Origin of the sequence: Vibrio sp. YMD68 (genome assembly GCF_029958905.1) — a bacterium.
Lineage (GTDB): Bacteria > Pseudomonadota > Gammaproteobacteria > Enterobacterales > Vibrionaceae > Vibrio.
In genome coordinates this window covers 2,772,764-2,793,245 of record NZ_CP124614.1, presented here as the reverse complement: position 1 = coordinate 2,793,245, position 20,482 = coordinate 2,772,764, and the positions used below count along the sequence as shown (strand labels likewise).

Sequence of the window (20,482 nt, the reverse complement as noted above, 5' to 3'; positions counted from 1 at the left end):
TCTTAGAATGAACATTTATAATGTGGTGAGGTGGCCGAGTGGCCGAAGGCGCTCCCCTGCTAAGGGAGTATGTGGTTTGTAGCCGCATCGAGGGTTCGAATCCCTCCCTCACCGCCATTTATTGACCTAGAGTCAATTTTTTTGTTCCATAAGAAATGAATTGTGATTTTGTTCACAACTCTCGTTTTCGAGAACACTGCGCGTCCTTAGCTCAGCTGGATAGAGTACCTGGCTACGAACCAGGCGGTCGGAGGTTCGAATCCTCCAGGACGCGCCACTATTGAGGGTTTATATTAACCCTGATATTGATTGTTTGGTTGCTTTATAGTGATAAAAAGTTGATATCGAAACACCCGTGCGCTCTTAGCTCAGCTGGATAGAGTACCTGGCTACGAACCAGGCGGTCGGAGGTTCGAATCCTCCAGAGCGCGCCACCATTAAGGGTTTTCATTAATCCTGATATTGATTGTTGCTTAACGGCATACAAGTTTGATATCAAAACCTGTGCGTCCTTAGCTCAGCTGGATAGAGTACCTGGCTACGAACCAGGCGGTCGGAGGTTCGAATCCTCCAGGACGCGCCACTATCAAGGGTTTTTATTAATCCTGATATTGATTGTTTTGTTGCTTTATAGTGATGAGAATTTGATATCGAAATACCTGTGCGCTCTTAGCTCAGCTGGATAGAGTACCTGGCTACGAACCAGGCGGTCGGAGGTTCGAATCCTCCAGAGCGCGCCACCATTAAGGGTTTTCATTAATCCTGATATTGATTGTTGCTTAACGGCATACAAGTTTGATATCAAAACCTTGTGCGTCCTTAGCTCAGCTGGATAGAGTACCTGGCTACGAACCAGGCGGTCGGAGGTTCGAATCCTCCAGGACGCGCCACTATACAAAAGCCTCGCTAATTAGCGAGGCTTTTTTGTTAACATCTTATTATCATTCTTATAACTTTAAAATCACAACTTATTGTTTTTAAATGTAAATCTCATTTTCTTTATCTGCATCTCAGTATTCAATTCATTCTTCGATTAATGTCCTCTAAATCACTAGTTTAATCTTCTAAAAAGCCCATTTTTTTAGAGTTATGTTATATGAACGGTAAAATATTAACCAAATTTGTGCTTTATCATTAAGAGTTGATTAAACAAAATTGACAATCTTTTACCAATCGAGATAATCCTAGACCACTTGTCGAGATTAATTATGGAATTATTCGACAAACCATTGTCAGGATGACATAGAAAGGAAGCAACATGACAAACATTGGAAGCCTGCTAGGAGACGCTGCAACCCTTATGCTAACAGGGATGGCTGTCGTCTTTATTTTCCTAACTATTCTAGTATATCTCGTTCGTTTGATGTCTAAACTGGTGCCAACAGAAGTGCCAGAATCATTCGCTACGCCCAATCAAAATAATACAGTTCAATCAAATCCTTCTGCTATTAGTCCTAAGGTTGTTGCGGCAATCTCAGCGGCAGTACATCAATATCGGACTTCTACAGCAAAATAGGTTTTTTTAAAGGATTAAAAGGAGTTAATGAGCATGTCTAAACCACTAGCAATTACGGATGTGGTCCTTCGTGACGCCCATCAGTCACTATTCGCTACGCGTATGCGTATTGAAGATATGCTGCCTATTGCGGCAGAGTTGGATAAAGTCGGATACTGGTCCCTAGAAACTTGGGGTGGCGCAACATTCGATTCTTGTATTCGTTTCTTAGGTGAAGATCCTTGGGAACGCTTACGAGAGTTAAAGAAAGCGATGCCCAATACCCCTATGCAAATGCTACTGCGTGGGCAAAATCTGCTTGGCTACCGCCATTACGGTGATGATGTTGTTGCGAAGTTCGTTGAGCGTGCTCATACCAATGGCATGGACGTGTTCCGTATTTTCGATGCGATGAACGATGTGCGTAACTTCCAAGCCGCCGTGAAAGCAACGGTTGATGTAGGTGCGCATGCGCAAGGTACCATGTCTTACACGACTAGCCCGGTACACAACACGGATACTTGGGTTGATTTGGCGAAGCGCTTAGAAGATTTAGGTTGTCACTCTCTGTGTATTAAAGATATGGCAGGCCTATTGAAACCTTATGAAGCGGAAGAACTTGTTTCACGTATCAAAGCGTCTTGTGATGTACCGCTGGCGTTGCATTGTCATGCAACAACGGGTCTTTCAACCGCGACAGCCATTAAGGCGGTTGAAGCGGGTGTCGACATTTTAGATACTGCGATTTCTTCGATGAGTTGTACTTATGGGCATACACCAACCGAAACGGTAGTGGCTATGCTTGAAGGCACCGATCGCGATACAAACTTAAAACTCGATCAAATTGAACCTATTGCTGCTTATTTCCGTGAAGTCCGTAAAAAATACGCGAAGTGGGAAGGGCAACTTAAAGGCGTGGATTCCCGCATTCTAATTGCTCAAGTACCTGGCGGCATGCTCACCAATATGGAAGGCCAGCTAAAAGAACAAGGCGCAACGGATCGCCTGGACGAAGTGCTTGAAGAGATTCCTCGTGTACGTAAAGAGCTGGGGTATATCCCTCTTGTCACACCGACTTCACAAATTGTTGGTACGCAGGCCGTCATTAACGTTTTGACTGGAGAGCGCTATAAGAGCATCACCAAAGAGACAGCCGGTGTACTTAAAGGTGAATATGGTGCGGCGCCTGCTGAAGTGGATAAAGCTTTGCAAGCCAGAGTTCTCGATGGTGCTGAGCCGATCACATGTCGCCCTGCCGATTTACTCGATAATGAACTGGAATCACTGACCACTGAGCTTTTAGAGAAATCGAAATCTGAAGGTATCTCTCTTGCTGAAGACACGGTTGACGATGTTCTAACTTACGCTCTTTTCCCTCAAGTTGGTTTGAAGTTCCTTAAAAACCGTCGTAACCCAGAAGCCTTTGAACCTGCTCCAACTTTAGAGTCGGCACAACCTAAAGCTGTCGCTAGCGCACCTCAAGGTGGCATCGAGACATACAGCGTAAAAGTTGATGGTCAAGTCTATGACGTCGAAGTGGGGCCTCAAGGTGAGTTAACTTCTGTTGCTGCTTCTAATTCGGCGGCTCCAGTAGCAGCACAGGCAAGTGCTCCTTCTGGTAATGCTGAAGCCGTTCCTGCGCCTCTGGCTGGTAATATTTTTAAAGTCAACGTTCAAGCGGGTGCTCAAGTGGTTGAAGGTGATGTATTACTGATCCTAGAAGCGATGAAGATGGAAACAGAAGTACGAGCTGCACGTGGTGGTATCGTCCAAGATCTTCATGTTAAAGAAGGTGACTCTGTCGTTGTAGGCTCACCATTATTAAGCTTAGCGTAAGGGAGTACCATGGAAGGATTGATGACCTTATGGTCTGAAACAGGGATAGCAAATTTCGAGTTTGGCCAGCTGTGCATGATGCTCATTGGCTGCTTGTTATTATTTTTAGCCATCCGTAAAGGTTTTGAGCCTTTACTACTGTTACCTATCGGATTTGGTGCCGTACTGGCTAACATACCTAACGCTGGTTTCACCGATCCGGGCGGTTTACTTTACTACGTTTATTACGTTGGTATCGAAACCGGGATTTTCCCACTACTCATTTTCATGGGAGTAGGGGCAATGACCGATTTTGGTGCTCTGATTGCCAACCCTAAAACGCTTTGGTTAGGTGCAGCCGCTCAGTTTGGTATTTTCGCTACCCTATTTGGTGCGATTTTACTGAACTATATTCCTGGTATGGAATTTACTATGGCCGATGCTTCATCTATTGCGATCATTGGTGGAGCGGATGGCCCAACTGCGATTTTCTTAGCAAGCAAACTGTCACCAGACTTATTGGGCGCTATTGCGGTCGCTGCGTATAGCTATATGGCGTTGGTTCCGATCATTCAGCCGCCAATAATGAAAGCACTGACAACACCAGAAGAACGTAAGATTAAAATGGCGCAGCTACGTCATGTAGGCAAAGCTGAGAAAGTGCTATTTCCACTTGCGGTACTGTTAATGACGATCTTGTTCCTTCCATCGGCGACACCGTTGGTTGGTATGTTCTGTCTGGGTAACTTAATGAGAGAGGCAGGGGTTGTTGATCGATTGTCTAAGACGGCTCAAAACGAGCTGATCAACATCGTTACCATTTTCTTGGGGCTAGGTGTCGGTTCTAAATTGCAAGCTGAAGAGTTCTTGAACCTTGAAACATTAGGGATTCTTGGGCTTGGCGCTGTCGCATTTAGTATTGGTACGGCAGGCGGCGTTTTAATGGCGAAAGTGCTGAATAAGTACTCTAAAGAAGACATTAATCCGCTTATTGGTGCAGCCGGTGTTTCTGCGGTTCCTATGGCCGCGCGAGTCGTGAATAAAGTTGGCTTAGAAGCAAACCCGCAAAACTTCTTGTTAATGCACGCCATGGGGCCTAACGTTGCTGGTGTTCTTGGCTCTGCGGTTGCAGCTGGTATTCTGCTGGCACTGGTCGGCTAGTTCAGTGGGTGAGCTAGATCAGTAGGCTAAGACAGCATCACTGAGTCAATTGATGGTGAAATTGCGAGCTAATAGTTCACTTAATTGAAAGAAATGTTATATATTCAAAGGGATGCTTCGGCATCCTTTTCTTTTTTCAATAGGGGATAGTACAGATGGAAAACAAGCAAATCGCAATTACCCGTTTTGGTGGAGCAGAGGTTCTCGCTACCATTACGTCTCAAGTCCCTGAGCCTCAGCCTGGAGAGGTGGTGATTAAAGTTGCCTTTGCTGGCGTTAACCCTATTGATGTTAAAACACGCGCTGGGCTGGGTTGGGCTGCCGCGGAAAACAAAGATAATCTCCCTTGGGTGCCAGGTTACGATATTGCCGGTAAAGTCACCGCATTAGGAGAGGGCGCATCTCGATTTAAAGAAGGATCAACGGTTGCAGGGTTTATTGGTTTCCCACTGAGAGGAGGAGGCTATAGCCAGTATATCAGTGTTCCAGAAAGTGAACTAAGCCTCGTGCCAGATGCGGTAACTTTTGAAGCCGCAGCCGTGCTTCCTTTGGCGGGACAAACAGCAGCTCAAGCATTAAATAAAGCCGAAGTTGCTGAAGGAGACAGGGTTCTCATTCTTGCTGGTGCTGGCGGGGTTGGACACATAGCGGTGCAAATTGCCGTAGCCGCGAAAGCCGAAGTGTTTACCACATGCAGTGAAGCTAATCTGGACTATTTAGCGACACTGGGCGCCCATGCCATTAATTATGAATTTGCACCGGTGTCAGAGAGAGTGGAAGAAGTTGATGTGTTGATTGATCTCGTCGGTGGCGATGCAGCGCTTGATGCTTTGAAGTGCCTAAAAGATGGCGCCAGAGTGGTTACTGTTCCAACATTGAGTGCGGAACTGATTTGTGAGAAAGCTCAGCTATTAGGCTTTAAAGCGACAGGAATGCTTGTGGATCCAAACCCTGAACAACTCGATACCATGCTCTATATGGTCAGTGTTGGGCTCTTGAAAACAGAGGTTCAACAAATCTTCCCTTATACCCAGGCGCAAGATGCCCATTTGCAGGTTGAAACCGGGCGCACGCGGGGCAAGGTGTTACTTGATATGCAGTGCTAGACATTTTTACCAGTGTCTTTGAAAGTTTTGCTCTGTGGTTTTCAGATTCAGCCTTATGGGTTCTCTTTATCAGTGGTTTTCTTAGTGCCACACTATTACCCGGAGGCTCTGAAGCGGGTTTAATTGCTACGTTAAGCCTTAATCAATATTCCACTCTGGTGGTCATTTCGGTTGCCACAATAGGGAATACTCTTGGAGGGATCACGAACTATTGGCTAGGTTTATGGCTACCCAATCGAACTCAACAAGAAAAACAGGGTCATAAAGCCATTCGTTGGTTGAATCGTTATGGCTACTGGACGTTATTATTTAGTTGGTTGCCCATTATTGGCGACCCTTTGTGCTTGGCTGCGGGTTGGTTAAGAATGCGATTCTTGCCCTGCTTTGCACTCATTTTGATCGGAAAAGCGCTTCGTTATAGCCTATTATCCGCCATTTATTTTGGTTTTTTTTAAGGAAATGTCATGAGAAACATTTGGTTAGGGGCGCTTTCACTCCTTACTATTACAGCCTGTTCGAGCTATACAATTCCTTCCGTTCCTTTTTTCTCGTCATTGCCAGAAGGCGTTACTCTTATTGAAGAAGTCGCACCGAAATCGGGCGAGGTGATGATTCCGTATTCTAAGTATCAATTGGAAAATGGATTAACGGTTATTTTATCCCCAGATGATTCTGATCCGCTTGTACACGTAGATGTGACCTATCACGTTGGCTCAGCCCGTGAAGATGTTGGTAAGTCGGGTTTTGCGCATTTCTTTGAGCATATGATGTTCCAAGGTTCCGAAAATGTCGGTGATCAGGAGCACTTTAGGATCATTACCGAGGCAGGGGGAACGTTAAACGGCACAACAAATCGAGATCGAACGAATTATTTTCAAACCGTTCCGTCCAATCAACTTGAGAAAGTTCTTTGGTTAGAGTCGGATCGAATGGGTTTTTTACTGGATGCGGTTTCCCAAAGAAAGTTTGAAATTCAACGTGATACAGTAAAAAATGAAAGAGCGCAGAGTTACGATAATCGCCCATATGGTCTGATGTGGGAGAGAATGGGAGAAGCCATTTATCCCGAAGGACACCCATATTCGTGGCAACCTATCGGGTATGTCGAAGACCTTGATCGTGTTGACGTTAATGATCTCAAAGACTTCTTTTTGCGTTGGTATGGCCCGAATAATGCGGTGATCACGATCGGTGGTGATATTGATCAAGATGAAACTCTAGAGTGGATCGTTCAATATTTTGGTTCGATTCCCAAAGGACCAGAGGTCAAAAAAGCGGAAAAACAACCGGCTATATTAACGGAAGATCGATATTTGACGCTTGAAGATCGCATTCAACAACCCATGGTCGTTATAGGGTGGCCTACCGAGTACCGAGGCCACGCTCAGCAAGTTTCACTCGATTCTTTAGCTAATGTACTTGGCGGCGGCGCAAATAGCCTGTTATATCAACGCTTAGTTAAAACTCAAAAAGCGGTTGATGCTGGCTCATTTCAAGATTGTGCTGAGTTGGCGTGTACGTTCTATGTGTATGCAATGGGCACATCCGGCGACAATGGTGATTTAACCCCTCTCTATGAGGAATTACTGGCGACTCTTGATGAATTTTCTGAGACAGGTGTTGAGCAAACAAGGTTAGATCAGATTACAGGAATGGCGGAAGCGAATGCCGTGTTTGCACTCGAAAGTGTGCGCGGAAAAGTCACTCAGCTAGCCTCGAACCAAACCTTCTATGGCCAGCCAGATCGCATTGAAACTCGATTACAGCAAATCAATGCGGTGTCTCCTGAATCCATAATGGCGTCTTTTAAAAACTACGTTGAAAGTAAGCCGAAGGTGACCTTGAGTGTTATCCCGAAAGGCAAAATGGAGCTAGCGGTCAGAGAGGCCGATTTTACACCGCCACAACGCACGCTCCCAGATTACCAAAAAATCTCAGACCATGAACTAGAGCAGCGCAAAGCGGAAGATAACTTTGATCGCTCAGTCATGCCTTTAGTCGCGGGTGGAGTGAAAGCCCAAATGCCGAGTTTGTATGAGCTCTATTTTGACAATGGGTCTGAGCTGCTAGGCACAGTGACCCGTGAAACCCCCACCGTACAGGTTGAAATTTACTTGCCAGCGGGTGAAAGGCATGTTGCCAAAGGAAAAGAAGGGTTGGCGAATCTAACCGCTTCCTTAATTGGAGAAAGTACGCAACAGAGGACTCTTGAGGTACTTCAGGCTGAACTGGATACACTGGGGAGCGCTATCAGCGTCAGTGCCGGCTCTTACTCGACCACCCTAAGCATTTCAACGTTAAAGAAAAACCTAACACCCACACTCAAGATCGTGGAAGAAGTGTTGCTTTCCCCTAAGTTTGCTCAAGAGGACTTTGATCGAATCAAACAGCAGATGATGGAAGGGATCGTTTATCGTCATCAGACACCTAACTGGTTGGCATCACAAGCGACACGACAAGTGGTCTTTGGGCGATCCATTTTTTCTCGCTCTAGCGATGGAACCGAAGCGTCAGTATCGGGGTTAACGCTGTCTGATGTGACTGAATTTTATCAAAAACACTACACTCCGAATGGCGCTCAGATTGTGGTAGTGGGTGATGTAACGAAAAAAGAGATCAAACGAGAGTTGGCATTTTTCTCAAACTGGCAGGGGGAAGCCTCTCCACTGCTTCGACCTCAGGTTGTCGCCCCTTTAACTGAACAGAAGCTTTATTTAGTGGATAAACCACACGCGCCTCAAAGTATTGTCAGACTGGTAAGAAAGGGAATGTCATTTGATGCTACCGGTGAAGCTTACTTAGCTCAATTGGCTAACTTTAATTTAGCTGGAAACTTTAACAGCCGTATCAATCAAAACTTACGAGAAGATAAAGGGTATACCTACGGCGCGAGTGGTTATTTAGCCTCCAACAGAGAGGTGGGTGTCATCGTGTTCAGTGCTCAAGTCAGAGCCAATACCACCTTGGCTTCCATTCAAGAGATGCAAAAAGAGTTAGCACTCTATAGCGACAAAGGTATGACGGCAAATGAGCTGGAGTTTCTCCGTTTAGCGGTGGGCCAACAAGACGCACTTAAATATGAAACGCCTTCCCAAAAAGCAGCGCTATTGAGAAACATATTAACGTACAGTCTTGATGAAGATTATCTTCAGCAGAGAAATCAAATCGTAGATACGGTGAATAAAACAACGCTGAACACATTAGCCGCTAAATGGTTTGACCCAAGCGATTATCAAATAATTGTTGTCGGTGATGCGAAAAGCCTGAAATCGGAGTTAGAAAAATTGGATATTCCGATAGAAGAGCTTGAAATCATCCGTTAGAGTACACATTAATAAAGGGCGGATATCTCCGCTCTCATTCTAATCACTTATTTAGCATCAGAGTCGTAATGGGTTTACCCTTTGGTGTGTTAAATATGAACATAAGCGACCCTTATTTTGACTGATTTTGCTGCTAGGCTAGAATTAATAGCTAAAAAACCGGAAGTGTTTAAGCAATATGGACGTGGTGTAGAGCGCGAGACGTTACGCTATCGCCTTGATGGCCACCTTGCGATAACGCCACACCCTGAAGGATTAGGATCAGCGTATTCAAATAAATGGGTTACAACCGATTTTTCTGAATCGTTACTCGAGTTCATTACTCCGGTCTCAAATGACGTCTCTACGTTATTGTACCAACTGGAAGACATTCATCATTTTGCTCAAACTAAACTTGGTGATGAAAAAGTGTGGCCTCTTTCAATGCCATGCTACGTGAGTTCTGAAGACGACATAAATTTAGCCTACTATGGAACGTCAAACTCAGGAAAAATGAAAACCTTATACCGAGAAGGTTTGAAGCATCGATATGGTAGCCTGATGCAAATTATTTCTGGAGTACACTTCAACTTTTCATTCCCTGAATCGTATTGGGATGCTCTGTTTGGTGAGCAACCACAGCAAGAGCGTGAAGCCAGCAAATCAGATGCCTATTTTGGTTTGATCCGTAATTACTACCGATTTGGTTGGCTAATTCCCTATTTCTTTGGTGCGTCGCCAGCGTTATGTTCATCTTTCTTAAAAGGTCGAGAAACAAAGCTGCCTTTTGAAAATATTAACCAAACATTGTATTTGCCCCACGCTACGGCATTGAGACTCAGTGACCTAGGTTATACCAACAGCGCTCAAAGCATACTTAAAATCGGCTTTAATAGCTTAGAACAGTATTTAGAAGGGCTGAATAAAGCGATGCGCACTCCTTCAGAAGAGTTTGCTGACATTGGTGTGAAAGTGGAGGGTAAGTACCGACAGCTAAACAGCAATGTTCTACAGATCGAAAATGAGCTTTACGCCCCTATTCGTCCTAAACGAGTGGCCAAAAGTGATGAAAAACCGTCTGAAGCGTTAGCGCGTGCAGGGGTTGAATACATCGAAGTCCGATCATTAGATGTAAACCCGTTCAGTTCTGTTGGCATTACTGAAGAGCAAGTGCGCTTTTTAGACCTCTTCCTCACTTGGGCAACGTTGACCGATTCTGAACCAATGGATAACTGTGAGCTGGAATGTTGGAGAGATAACTGGAACAAAGTCATTCTAGAAGGGCGCAAGACCGGTCTCGAGTTACAGATAGGCTGTCATGGAGAACGTTTACAGCTGCAAGAATGGGCTAAGCGCGTATTTGATGATCTTATTTTGATTGCCGAGTCCATGGATAGCGCTCAAGGTGGTCGATCTTATCAAGATGTTTGTCAAAAGTTGATTAAGTGGATTGATAACCCTGAGCTAACAATTTCAGGTCAATTACTTGAACAGACAAAGCAACAGGGTGGACTTGGTCAGCTTGGGTGCAGTCTTGGGATGAAATATCGAGAGCAGTACCAGCAGCATCAATATAAAGTATACTCACAAGAGTTAATGGAGCAGGAAGTCACTCGCTCTGTAGAAGCTCAACGAGAACAAGAGAGCCGAGATACAGAGAGCTTTGATGAGTATTTAGAGAATTACTTCTCATACTTAAAATAGTTTGATGCTCTCACCTCGCTCAACGCTGGTCAGCAAAACATAAAGAACAAATAAGTGATATGAACGAAAAACCGTTTGTACACCATAATGATAGAGGAAAAAGTAATGCCGTTATTAGATAGTTTTACCGTCGACCACACTCGCATGAATGCACCAGCAGTGCGCGTTGCAAAAACAATGCAGACGCCTAAAGGCGATACGATTACGGTGTTTGATCTACGTTTTACTGCACCCAATAAAGATATTCTTTCAGAAGAAGGCATCCACACACTAGAGCACCTTTACGCGGGTTTCATGCGTAATCACTTGAATGGTGATTCTGTCGAGATTATTGACATTTCTCCAATGGGGTGTCGTACGGGCTTTTACATGAGCCTGATTGGTACACCGAGTGAAGATGCCGTTGCCAAGGCTTGGTTAGCTGCGATGGAAGATGTATTGAAGGTCACTGACCAGAACAAGATTCCTGAGCTAAATGAATACCAATGTGGTACCGCGGCAATGCATTCACTATCTCAAGCGCAAGACATTGCAAAAAACATCATTGCAGCCGGTATCTTAGTCAATAAAAATGATGAACTAGCGTTGCCAGAAGCGATGTTAAAAGAGCTGAAAGTAGATTAAACCAACGCTCTTACGTACAAAAAAGCCTTGAGATTGTCTCAAGGCTTTTTTATTTTCTATCGCAATGTTGAAAGCTATTTGCGGTTGAAAGTTATTTGTGTTTGAAGTTATTTACGATTAAAAGCTATTTGCGCAGTTTGGGAAACACTCGAACCAGTTTAATTCGGTTCTCTTCCAGCTCGATGATTTCCATCGGGTGCCCGGATATCTGAATGCTAATATGGCTTTCAGGGATATCCTCCAAGTGCTCAAGAAGCAAACCGTTCAGTGTTCTAGGCCCATCGGTTGGAAGTTTCCATTGCAGCCCTTTATTTATATCACGTATGTTGGTACTGCCTTCAATGAAGAAACTGCCATCGACTTGAGGCGTAATTTCATCAGATAAACTTGGTGCGATTGAGGTGGTAAACTCTCCCACAATCTCTTCTAAAATATCTTCAAGCGTCACAAGTCCGTTAATATCACCGTATTCGTCAACGATAAGGCCGATCCGCTGTTTGTTTCTCTGGAATTTAAGTAGCTGAACGTTAAGTGGTGTGCTTTCTGGAATGAAATAGACTTCATCAGCGGCTCGCAATAATGTTTCTTTATTAAACTCATTCTTCTCAAGCATTAAACGGTACGCTTCACGAAGTCTCAACATCCCGACTACTTCGTCGATTTGATCTCGGTAAAGCACCGCTCTTCCGTGAGGGGAGTGAGTCAGCTGACGTACGATGGATTTCCAGTCATCGTTGATGTCGATGCCTGTGATCTCATTTCTTGGGATCATAATGTCGTTTACGGTAACGTGCTCCAAATCCAGGATAGAGACCAACATATCTTGGTGTCGCTGTGGGATAAGGTTACCCGCTTCATTGACGACCGTACGTAATTCATCTGAACTCAGGTGTTCTTCTTTATTATGGTCAGCTCTTACCCCTAACAACCGGATGAATCCATTGGTAATAAAGTTAACCAAAATGACCAGAGGGGAAAGTACTTTCATTAAAATTGAGAGGAAGATACTGCTAGTAAATGCCACACGCTCAGGGTAAAGGCTTGCGATGGTTTTTGGAGTGACTTCAGCAAACACTAAGACGAATAAAGTCAGCAAACCAGTCGCAATAGCGACACCAGCATCACCATATAAGCGCATTCCTATGATCGTGGCGATGGCTGAAGCCAGAATGTTGACTAAGTTATTGCCAATCAGGATAAGACCAATGAGTCTATCGGGTCGGTTTAACAGTTTTTCAACCCGCTTTGCGCCTTTGTGTCCGGTACCTGCTAAATGCTTTAGCCGATAGCGGTTAAGGGACATCATTCCCGTTTCTGTGCCTGAAAAGTATCCTGAGATAAGCAGTAAACAGCCAAGTAACGTGAACAAAAAAACAGTGGAGATGTCGTCCAAACTAAATTTTCCCTTTTTGTGCCTAGATTAATTTATGACCGAAGAAACGTAGAATGTCAATTAAGCAAATAAACACTGCATTCGGTTTAAAAGTAGTGAGAAGAGTAACTTACTCGAGTTAAGTAAGAATGATTTCTTTGACGAAGCGGCTTCCAAAGTAGGCTAACGTCAATAGCGTTGCGCCAGCGACTGCAAACCAAGTCACTTTACGTCCTCGCCAGCCTTTTTGGTAATGCCCCCAAAGCAGCGTCGAATATATCACCCAAGCAATAAAAGAGAGAACCGCTTTGTGTGCTTTCCCTTGAATAAACATATCTTGAACAAAGATAGATCCAGTGACGAGTGTGCCGGTTAATAGTAATGTTCCAATTAAGATAATCTTAAATAACTGTCGCTCTACCATCATTAAGGGCGGTAAATTAGGGTTGATAGCAAAGGCGTTTTTCGTTTTGAGTTTATGATCAAGCCAGGCTAATTGAAGCGCGTACAAGGCTCCAATGGACAGCGTGGCGTAGGAAAACAACGCTAATGAAATGTGGAAAAGTAACTTGGGATCATTTTCTAGATGCGTAATAAAGGCGCTGGATAAGAACGTCGCCGCCATTAAGTTTAAGGCTGAAAAGCTATAGACGACAGGCAGTAAAAACCACAGTCTTGTTTTGAGCATAGCGATGCTCATCACAAGGGAGATGATAAAGCTAATCAATGAGGCAACGTTAAGGATACTGAGGTTTTGGCCACCGCCATCAAGAATAAGATCGCTTAATAACAAGCCGTGAAAGGCCAGTGCGCCTGCTGCGCTGATAAAAACAGTTTTGGAACGAATGCCAGTTTGCTGCACCAATCCAGGAACAATCGTTGCGATCGAAAGTGCATATAAAATTGCAGAGGTAACCGCGATTAAGTTATCCATCAATACCACAAGTTTTGTCGTTGAATTAAGGAATTATAACCTGCATCAAGCGCTTGGGCTATCGTATAGTGAGATCGAATTGTAATAGATGAGATATCAAAACCAAAGAAGGGTATGACAACGGGTATGACTCCATCCATGGCTAATGTATACTCGTTATAATTTGTCGCCTGATAGCGAAGAGTAGAGAGATGTTTGAGAATTTAACCGATCGATTATCCAAAACGCTGAAGAATATCAGCGGTAAAGGTCGTCTGACCGAAGATAATATTAAAGAGACGCTACGTGAAGTTCGCATGGCGTTATTGGAAGCTGATGTAGCGCTTCCTGTTGTTCGTGACTTTGTTAAGCGCGTTAAAGAAGGGGCGGTAGGTGTAGAGGTATCTAAATCTCTCACCCCTGGCCAAGAGTTCATCAAGATCGTTCAGGCAGAACTTGAAGCCGTGATGGGGGAGTCTAATGAAGCCCTCGATCTCGCTGCTCAGCCTCCTGCCGTTATTTTGATGGCCGGTTTACAAGGTGCAGGTAAAACAACCAGTGTTGGTAAGCTATCGAAGTTACTGAGTGAGCGAGATAAAAAGAAAGTCTTGGTGGTTTCAGCCGATGTTTATCGCCCAGCGGCGATCAAGCAACTAGAAACTCTGGCAGGTGATGTAGGCGTAGATTTTTTCCCATCTTCAGCGGATCAAAAGCCTATCGATATCGCCAATGCTGCGATTGATCATGCGAAGAAAAAGTTCTACGACGTACTTCTTGTCGATACCGCAGGTCGTTTAGCGATTGATGAAGAGATGATGGCTGAGATTAAAGATCTCCATACGGCTATCAATCCAGTCGAAACCTTATTCGTTGTCGATGCGATGACGGGGCAAGATGCTGCCAATACAGCTAAAGCGTTTGGCGACATGTTACCGCTGACCGGGGTTATTTTAACCAAGGTTGATGGTGATGCCCGTGGCGGTGCAGCGCTGTCTGTTCGTCATATTACAGGCAAGCCGATTAAATTCTTAGGTGTTGGTGAAAAAACGGATGCACTAGAACCTTTCCACCCAGATCGCGTTGCTTCACGTATTCTAGGAATGGGAGACGTATTATCTCTCATTGAAGATCTGCAACGTAATGTTGATACCGACAAAGCTGAAAAGCTAGCGAAGAAGTTCAAAGAAAAGAAAGGCTTTGATTTAGAAGATTTCCGCGAACAGCTAGGCCAGATGCAAAATATGGGCGGCATGATGGGGATGATGGATAAGTTACCAGGAATGAGCAACTTACCCGATAACGTTAAAGATAAAGTTGACGACAAAATGTTTAAGCAAATGGAAGCGATCATTTGTTCAATGACGATGAAAGAGCGCAAACGCCCAGAGCTTATCAAAGGTTCACGTAAAAAACGTATTGCTGCCGGCTCAGGCACTCAAGTGCAAGATGTAAACCGCTTATTGAAGCAATTTACTCAAATGCAGAAAATGATGAAGAAAATGCAAAAAGGCGGCATGAAAGGCATGATGCGAAATATGCAAGGCATGATGGGCGGCGGTGGAATGGGCGGCATGGGTGGAATGGGCGGAGGCGGTGGCTTCAATCCATTTGGTCGTTAGTCTCTTTTTCACCAAACAAAACTTTAAGCCAACTTTATTATCAAGCTGTTATCTAAATCACAAATTCTGTTGACTATTTGTGGTGGCGAAAAAGTAGCTAAATGTCTTGCAAAGCCTCGGAATAAGAGTAAAATTCCGAGGCTTTATTTTGGCACGAGACCCCAAACTGTCACTTTTGTGTACGGTTATTGGGGTTAATTTTATTTTTGAGAAAGCAAAGAGGACGACATGGTAACCATTCGTTTGGCACGTCACGGCGCAAAAAAACGCCCATTCTATCAAATCGTAGTAGCGGACAGCCGCAATGCAGCAACTGGCCGTTTCATCGAGAAAGTAGGTTTCTTTAACCCTACTGCTACTGGTCAAGAAGAAGGCCTACGTCTAGATCTAGACCGCGTTAACCACTGGGTTGGTCAAGGCGCATCTGTATCTGACCGCGTAGCTAAGCTAGTAAAAGACGCTAAAAAAGCGGCTTAATTCTATAGTATTAATCAATAGAAAATTAGCTTATGTCGATGAAAGGAAAAGAAACAATGAGTGAGCAAAACGAAAAAATTGTTATGGGCAAGTTTGGTGCTACCTATGGCATTCGCGGCTGGCTTAAAGTTTTTTCCTACACAGACAATGCTGAGAGCATTTTTGATTACAGCCCTTGGTTTATTAAACAAAAGGGCGAGTGGGTAGAATACAAAGTTGAAAGCTGGAAGCGTCATAGTAAAGCTATGGTCGCTAAACTAGATGGTCTGGAAGTTCGTGAAGAAGCGCACTTGCTAACCAATTTCGAAATTGCAATTGACCCTGCATCATTACCTGAATTGTCAGAAGAAGAATTCTACTGGCGTGAATTGTTTGGAATGCAAGTGGTAACCACGAAAGGTTACGATTTGGGTAAAGTGACAGATGTCATGGAAACCGGTTCAAACGATGTTCTCGTAGTGAAAGCAAATCTAAAAGATGCTTTCGGGCAAAAGGAACGATTAATCCCGTTTCTTGAAGAGCAAGTGATCAAATCAGTTGATCGCAATGCTCAACGGATCGAAGTTGACTGGGATCCTGGATTCTAACTCCAAGTAACAGAGCGAATAGAACCAAGTTTATTATTGGTGAAAACATGTGGATTGGCATAATTAGCCTGTTTCCTGAAATGTTCCGCAGCGTTACGGATTTTGGAGTAACAGGTCAAGCGGTTAAAAAAGGTCTTTTGTCGGTAGAGACATGGAATCCTCGAGATTTCACTCACGACAAGCATCGCACTGTAGATGATAGACCTTACGGTGGTGGCCCAGGTATGCTTATGATGGTTCAGCCTTTGCGCGATGCTATTCATAACGCTAAGAAAGCCTCACCGGGAAAGACGAAAGTTATTTACCTCTCACCTCAAGGTCGTAAACTCGATCAAAAAGGTGTTGAAGAATTGTCAACCCATGAGAACCTCGTTCTTATTTGTGGCCGATACGAAGGGGTAGATGAGCGTATTATACAATCCGAAGTTGACGAAGAATGGTCAATTGGTGATTTTGTAATGACGGGTGGTGAAATTCCAGCCATGACGTTGATTGACTCAGTATCGCGGTTTATACCGGGCGTATTGGGTGATTTCGCGTCAGCAGAAGAGGATTCTTTTGCTAATGGCCTGTTAGATTGCCCTCACTATACGCGCCCTGAAGTGTTAGACGATAAATCAGTGCCTTCGGTATTGATGTCGGGTAACCACAAGGACATTCGTCGCTGGCGATTACAACAATCGCTAGGCCGTACTTGGCTTAGAAGACCAGAGCTCTTGGAAAACCTAGCTCTGACTGACGAACAGGAACAATTACTGGCCGAATTTATTAAAGCGTATCGCTCTAGTAAAAAGTAAGCAGTAACCTATTTTATTAAGTATCAGTTTATTCTAGGAATTTAAAAAATGAGTAACATCATCAAGGCTCTTGAAGAAGAGCAACTGAAATCAGACCTACCTAAATTTGCTCCAGGTGACACTGTAGTAGTTCAAGTTAAGGTAAAAGAAGGCGACCGTGAGCGTCTACAGGCTTTCGAAGGCGTTGTAATCGCTATTCGTAACCGTGGTCTACACTCTGCATTTACTGTTCGTAAAATCTCGAACGGTGAAGGTGTTGAGCGTTCATTCCAAACACATTCTCCAATGGTTGATAGCATCGAAGTTAAACGCCGTGGTGCAGTACGTCGTGCCAAGTTGTACTACCTACGTGAGCGTTCTGGTAAGTCAGCTCGTATCCGCGAGAAACTTACTAAGAAGTAATGCTATAACTAGCGTTCTCATAAGAAAAGCGGAGTCCATTGGACTCCGCTTTTTTATTTCTGGTGTTATGCTTGTGGTATGTCACTATCTCTACGTGGTCAGTGCTCATTTACTATCGTAAACTCCGCGTCTCCTCCTTGATATAGCGACATCCTCCAGCGCTTAACGTTCAGAAATTTAACCATAAAAAGCTTAGTAATTTGATAGTTTACTAAAAAGAAAAAGGCTGAGACCAATGGCATCAACCTTTAAATTTGTTCGCTGTTCGCTGTTCGCTGTTCGCTGATAGCTGATATTTAATATGGATCTTCCGACCAGCCATCGCTGTCTGACATGTCTGGTGCGCCTGCGATCGCATTTTCCTCATCGGCCCATTCGCCAAAATCAATCATCTGACACTGCTTACTGCAAAATGGACGAAATGGGCTCTGATCTCCCCACTCAACGTCCGTACTGCATTTGGGACATTTTACTAACGTGATTTTTTTAGACATGGGTCAATCTCATATGAAAGTGTTCGCTATTATTGTTATGTGGTTATTGTCGTGTAGTTATTGATACTTGGCTATCGTTACTGCTTGGTTATTGTCGAGAGTTGATCGTGCAATTGCAACCTGATCTTAGGCCGATGATTCTAGGCTAAAAAATGATTGAGAGAACGGGGGCTTCATTCCGCTGATCCTAATTACTGGATAACTCGCTAGCTACAGACGGCAAGGGAGAATTGAATATCCTGAGTGCAAGCCTGACCCGATTTAAAGTCGATAAACTTAATCGCAAATCTATTTTTATGCCCCGAGATCATTGGGTAAACCCCATACTGTAACGGGATTTCAAGCCTTAGAATGTTGGCATCTTCAGCATCACTTTGAAAGAACCCATTCGTCGCCAGTTGAGCTTTGGCATAGCCCGTTTCTCTTGCTAACTTGAGCCAGAGCGTTAAGGCATCAGAGAGAGGAGCCAGCGTTTTTAGCCAAGCATGAGTATCGTTTTCTTTATGGGTGGTAGGCAAATGGAGCCAATGGTGCAATGCAGGTAAATCAAAGCAGCATGATCCTCCTGGCAGATTGAAACGTTGACGAATGGTACTGATGAATCGGTCTTCTTTTAAGGATTGACCAAACCGTTCCGCAGTCATTAAGCTGCCATGAACTTCGTCGACTTCATTCAGTACGTCACGCAGCATAGCTTGGTCGACACCTTCAACATTGAGCCAACTTTTATAAGTCAGTCGCTGCTTTTCTATGTCTTTTGCTAGCTCACTTTTTAACTGAATTTGCTCGAAGATTTCCAACAAATCGAAAAGAGAACGAAAGAAAAGTAAATGCTGAAGACCGTCTGAAAACTGAGAGGACACATTGAGTTGGTTGAGCAGGGCTTCTACTCTCAAATAAATACGCGTTTTCTCATTGAGAGGATGTTCAAATCTATGGGTGGTCATTACTATCGCCTTCGTGTGTCTCTTTGTTATTCTCACGATTTTGAGTGCTAATAGCTAGATACTTTTGATGTAATTCTGTGATTTGAAGCATAATTTTTTTGTTTTCTGCATCATTTTTAATCACATCATCAGCAAAGCTCAGTCGTTTCTCTCTACTAGATTGTGCCGATAGGATCGATTGGGCTTGTTCTCTAGAAACACCATCGCGCTTCATCGTGCGTTCAATTTGAGTGTCTTCTTCAGCATCAATAACAAGGATTCGATCCGTCATATATTGAAGGTTATTCTCTACCAGTAATGGCACTACCAACAGTACATAAGGAGAGTTGGCTGCATTGACGGCTTTCTCCATTTTTTTGCGAATCAACGGGTGAAGCTGATCATCGAGCCACTGTTTTTCATTGGGTTGAGAAAAGATTTGAGCACGCAGTTTAGAACGGTTTAGTTCACCGTTGCTATCTACGATGTCGGGTCCAAAATGAGCGATAATGGCATTCAGGCCCTCGCTACCGGGTAGAACGACTTCTCGCGCAATGATGTCAGCATCCACAATATCAATGTCGAAACTCTGATGAAACCGATCCGCTACCGTGGTTTTTCCACTCGCGATGCCACCTGTTATCCCTACCACATAGGCCATGTTACCTTCCCCACAACTGAATTTCTCTAAGATCGAATTTCTCTATAAACCCGTTAATTACCGACAACAAAGCCACATACTGAAAAATAGCTACATGCCCAAAAATGAACGAAAGTACCACGCCATAATCTGTTCACCCCACATTAAACTCACCCATCCGGCAATGGCGAGGTAAGGGCCAAAAGGGAAGGCTTTGTCTATTCCCTTTTGTTGAAGCCTTAACTGAATAACGCCAAAAACCAGTCCGACTAATGAAGAGAGTAGAATAATCATGGGTAAGTATTGCCAACCAAGCCAGGCGCCAAGAGCAGCGAGGAGCTTAAAGTCGCCATACCCCATGCCTTCCTTGCCAGTGAGGAGTTTGAAACCCCAGAAGACAAGCCATAAACATAAATATCCGGCAATGGCACCAATCACGGAATCTTGTAGAGACACTGAACTTATTTGAAAGAGTGCGAGTGCAATACCAGACCAAACCAAAGGAAGTGTCAGTTGATCCGGCAGCAGCATCGTATCTAAATCGATAAAAGTGGCGGCAATCAAAACAAAAGTGAAAAAGATAAGGGCAATCGTAAAGTAGCTAGGACCAAAAACAGCCGCAACAGCGCCACTCATTAAGGCGGTCAATAGCTCGACCAGAGGGTACCGAGCAGAAATCGCATTACTGCACTTATGGCATTTACCTTTGAGAGCTAGCCAGCTGAGAATGGGGATATTATCGATGAGGCGCAATTGAGTCTGGCACTTTGGGCAGGTTGAGCGAGGAATACTAAGAGAATAATGCCCTTCTGGCGGTGTAATTTTGTATTCAGGGAACGAATCGGCACACTCTTGGCGCCACTCGCGTTCCATGATAATTGGCAACCGATGGATCACTACGTTTAAAAAACTACCAATAATCAGGCCAAAAACGACCGAAAAAGTGGTAAATAACCAAGGGTATAGCTCAAGCACTTGCATAGTTTTACTCAGTCGTTGGAACGATGAAGATTGTCGATACAGACAATAAAAATTTAACGATCATGGA

At 44.1% G+C, this 20,482-nt stretch carries 19 protein-coding genes and 6 tRNA genes; 19 read left to right on the top strand and 6 right to left on the bottom strand.

Annotated elements, in window-relative coordinates; translation table 11 throughout:
• The first annotated feature begins 24 nt into the window (after nucleotides 1-24).
• The 14 genes from QF117_RS18640 to luxS all read left to right on the top strand — a co-directional run bounded on the left by QF117_RS18640 (nucleotide 25) and on the right by luxS (nucleotide 11,207).
• Nucleotides 25-117 (top strand) — tRNA-Ser (locus QF117_RS18640).
• Nucleotides 118-200: 83 nt separating this feature from the next.
• Nucleotides 201-277: transfer RNA gene (locus tag QF117_RS18635), tRNA-Arg, on the top strand.
• Nucleotides 278-357: 80 nt separating this feature from the next.
• Nucleotides 358-434: transfer RNA gene (locus tag QF117_RS18630), tRNA-Arg, on the top strand.
• 72 nt (nucleotides 435-506) lie between these two features.
• Nucleotides 507-583 (top strand) — tRNA-Arg (locus tag QF117_RS18625).
• 80 nt (nucleotides 584-663) lie between these two features.
• Nucleotides 664-740: transfer RNA gene (locus QF117_RS18620), tRNA-Arg, on the top strand.
• A gap of 73 nt (nucleotides 741-813) precedes the next feature.
• Nucleotides 814-890, top strand: a tRNA-Arg gene (locus tag QF117_RS18615).
• 368 nt (nucleotides 891-1,258) lie between these two features.
• On the top strand, nucleotides 1,259-1,516 hold the full coding sequence (locus QF117_RS18610; RefSeq protein WP_017036635.1) for an oxaloacetate decarboxylase subunit gamma: 258 nt from the start codon (nucleotides 1,259-1,261) through the stop codon (nucleotides 1,514-1,516).
• 33 nt (nucleotides 1,517-1,549) lie between these two features.
• Nucleotides 1,550-3,331, top strand: a complete 1,782-nt coding sequence (gene oadA, locus QF117_RS18605; protein WP_282387532.1) for a sodium-extruding oxaloacetate decarboxylase subunit alpha — start codon at nucleotides 1,550-1,552, stop codon at nucleotides 3,329-3,331.
• Nucleotides 3,332-3,340: 9 nt separating this feature from the next.
• A complete protein-coding gene (locus QF117_RS18600; RefSeq protein WP_017036637.1) occupies nucleotides 3,341-4,471 on the top strand; it encodes a sodium ion-translocating decarboxylase subunit beta in 1,131 nt (376 codons plus the stop codon).
• Nucleotides 4,472-4,626: 155 nt separating this feature from the next.
• Entirely contained in the window at nucleotides 4,627-5,577 is a 951-nt protein-coding gene (locus tag QF117_RS18595) for an NADP-dependent oxidoreductase (RefSeq protein ID WP_282387531.1), read from the top strand.
• Nucleotides 5,571-6,032: a YqaA family protein gene (locus QF117_RS18590; RefSeq protein ID WP_282387530.1), complete on the top strand. Its 462-nt coding sequence runs from the start codon at nucleotides 5,571-5,573 to the stop codon at nucleotides 6,030-6,032. The genes QF117_RS18595 and QF117_RS18590 overlap by 7 nt, the downstream gene beginning before the upstream one ends.
• 9 nt (nucleotides 6,033-6,041) lie before the next feature.
• Nucleotides 6,042-8,900, top strand: coding sequence for a pitrilysin family protein (locus QF117_RS18585; RefSeq protein WP_282387529.1), 2,859 nt, complete (start codon nucleotides 6,042-6,044; stop codon nucleotides 8,898-8,900).
• Nucleotides 8,901-9,017: 117 nt separating this feature from the next.
• Nucleotides 9,018-10,583 (top strand): glutamate--cysteine ligase, encoded by a 1,566-nt coding sequence (gene gshA, locus QF117_RS18580; RefSeq protein ID WP_282387528.1) that lies wholly within the window; start codon nucleotides 9,018-9,020, stop codon nucleotides 10,581-10,583.
• 105 nt (nucleotides 10,584-10,688) lie between these two features.
• Nucleotides 10,689-11,207: an S-ribosylhomocysteine lyase gene (gene luxS, locus QF117_RS18575; RefSeq protein WP_282387527.1), complete on the top strand. Its 519-nt coding sequence runs from the start codon at nucleotides 10,689-10,691 to the stop codon at nucleotides 11,205-11,207.
• A 124-nt stretch (nucleotides 11,208-11,331) separates the two neighbouring features.
• Here luxS and QF117_RS18570 read toward each other — a convergent pair whose 3' ends face one another.
• On the bottom strand, nucleotides 11,332-12,600 hold the full coding sequence (locus QF117_RS18570; RefSeq protein WP_026026501.1) for a CNNM domain-containing protein: 1,269 nt from the start codon (nucleotides 12,598-12,600) through the stop codon (nucleotides 11,332-11,334).
• A 118-nt stretch (nucleotides 12,601-12,718) separates the two neighbouring features.
• Complete coding sequence (locus tag QF117_RS18565) at nucleotides 12,719-13,513, bottom strand: inner membrane protein YpjD (RefSeq protein WP_282387526.1); 795 nt, start codon at nucleotides 13,511-13,513, stop codon at nucleotides 12,719-12,721.
• Nucleotides 13,514-13,704: 191 nt separating this feature from the next.
• Here QF117_RS18565 and ffh point away from each other — a divergent pair, with 191 nt between their 5' ends.
• The 5 genes from ffh (at nucleotide 13,705) to rplS (ending at nucleotide 17,374) form a co-directional block, all read left to right on the top strand.
• A complete protein-coding gene (gene ffh / locus QF117_RS18560) occupies nucleotides 13,705-15,111 on the top strand; it encodes a signal recognition particle protein (RefSeq protein ID WP_017036645.1) in 1,407 nt (468 codons plus the stop codon).
• Nucleotides 15,112-15,339: 228 nt separating this feature from the next.
• Nucleotides 15,340-15,588 carry a 30S ribosomal protein S16 gene (rpsP, locus tag QF117_RS18555; protein ID WP_017036646.1) on the top strand — a complete coding sequence of 83 codons (249 nt, stop codon included), beginning with the start codon at nucleotides 15,340-15,342 and terminating at the stop codon, nucleotides 15,586-15,588.
• Between the two features lie 32 nt (nucleotides 15,589-15,620).
• Complete coding sequence (gene rimM / locus QF117_RS18550; protein ID WP_282387525.1) at nucleotides 15,621-16,175, top strand: ribosome maturation factor RimM; 555 nt, start codon at nucleotides 15,621-15,623, stop codon at nucleotides 16,173-16,175.
• Between the two features lie 47 nt (nucleotides 16,176-16,222).
• A complete protein-coding gene (gene trmD, locus QF117_RS18545) occupies nucleotides 16,223-16,972 on the top strand; it encodes a tRNA (guanosine(37)-N1)-methyltransferase TrmD (protein ID WP_282387524.1) in 750 nt (249 codons plus the stop codon).
• A gap of 48 nt (nucleotides 16,973-17,020) precedes the next feature.
• The gene (gene rplS / locus QF117_RS18540; RefSeq protein WP_017036649.1) at nucleotides 17,021-17,374 is read left to right on the top strand and encodes a 50S ribosomal protein L19; all 354 of its coding nucleotides are present in this window, start codon (nucleotides 17,021-17,023) and stop codon (nucleotides 17,372-17,374) included.
• A gap of 296 nt (nucleotides 17,375-17,670) precedes the next feature.
• Here rplS and yacG read toward each other — a convergent pair whose 3' ends face one another.
• The 4 genes from yacG to QF117_RS18520 form a co-directional block, all read right to left on the bottom strand.
• Nucleotides 17,671-17,868 (bottom strand): DNA gyrase inhibitor YacG, encoded by a 198-nt coding sequence (gene yacG / locus QF117_RS18535; protein WP_282387521.1) that lies wholly within the window; start codon nucleotides 17,866-17,868, stop codon nucleotides 17,671-17,673.
• 206 nt (nucleotides 17,869-18,074) lie between these two features.
• Nucleotides 18,075-18,815, bottom strand: coding sequence for a cell division protein ZapD (zapD, locus tag QF117_RS18530; protein ID WP_282387520.1), 741 nt, complete (start codon nucleotides 18,813-18,815; stop codon nucleotides 18,075-18,077).
• Complete coding sequence (gene coaE / locus QF117_RS18525) at nucleotides 18,802-19,455, bottom strand: dephospho-CoA kinase (protein ID WP_282387519.1); 654 nt, start codon at nucleotides 19,453-19,455, stop codon at nucleotides 18,802-18,804. The genes zapD and coaE overlap by 14 nt, the downstream gene beginning before the upstream one ends.
• A gap of 90 nt (nucleotides 19,456-19,545) precedes the next feature.
• Nucleotides 19,546-20,415, bottom strand: a complete 870-nt coding sequence (locus QF117_RS18520) for an A24 family peptidase (RefSeq protein WP_282387518.1) — start codon at nucleotides 20,413-20,415, stop codon at nucleotides 19,546-19,548.
• Nucleotides 20,416-20,482 lie beyond the last annotated feature (67 nt).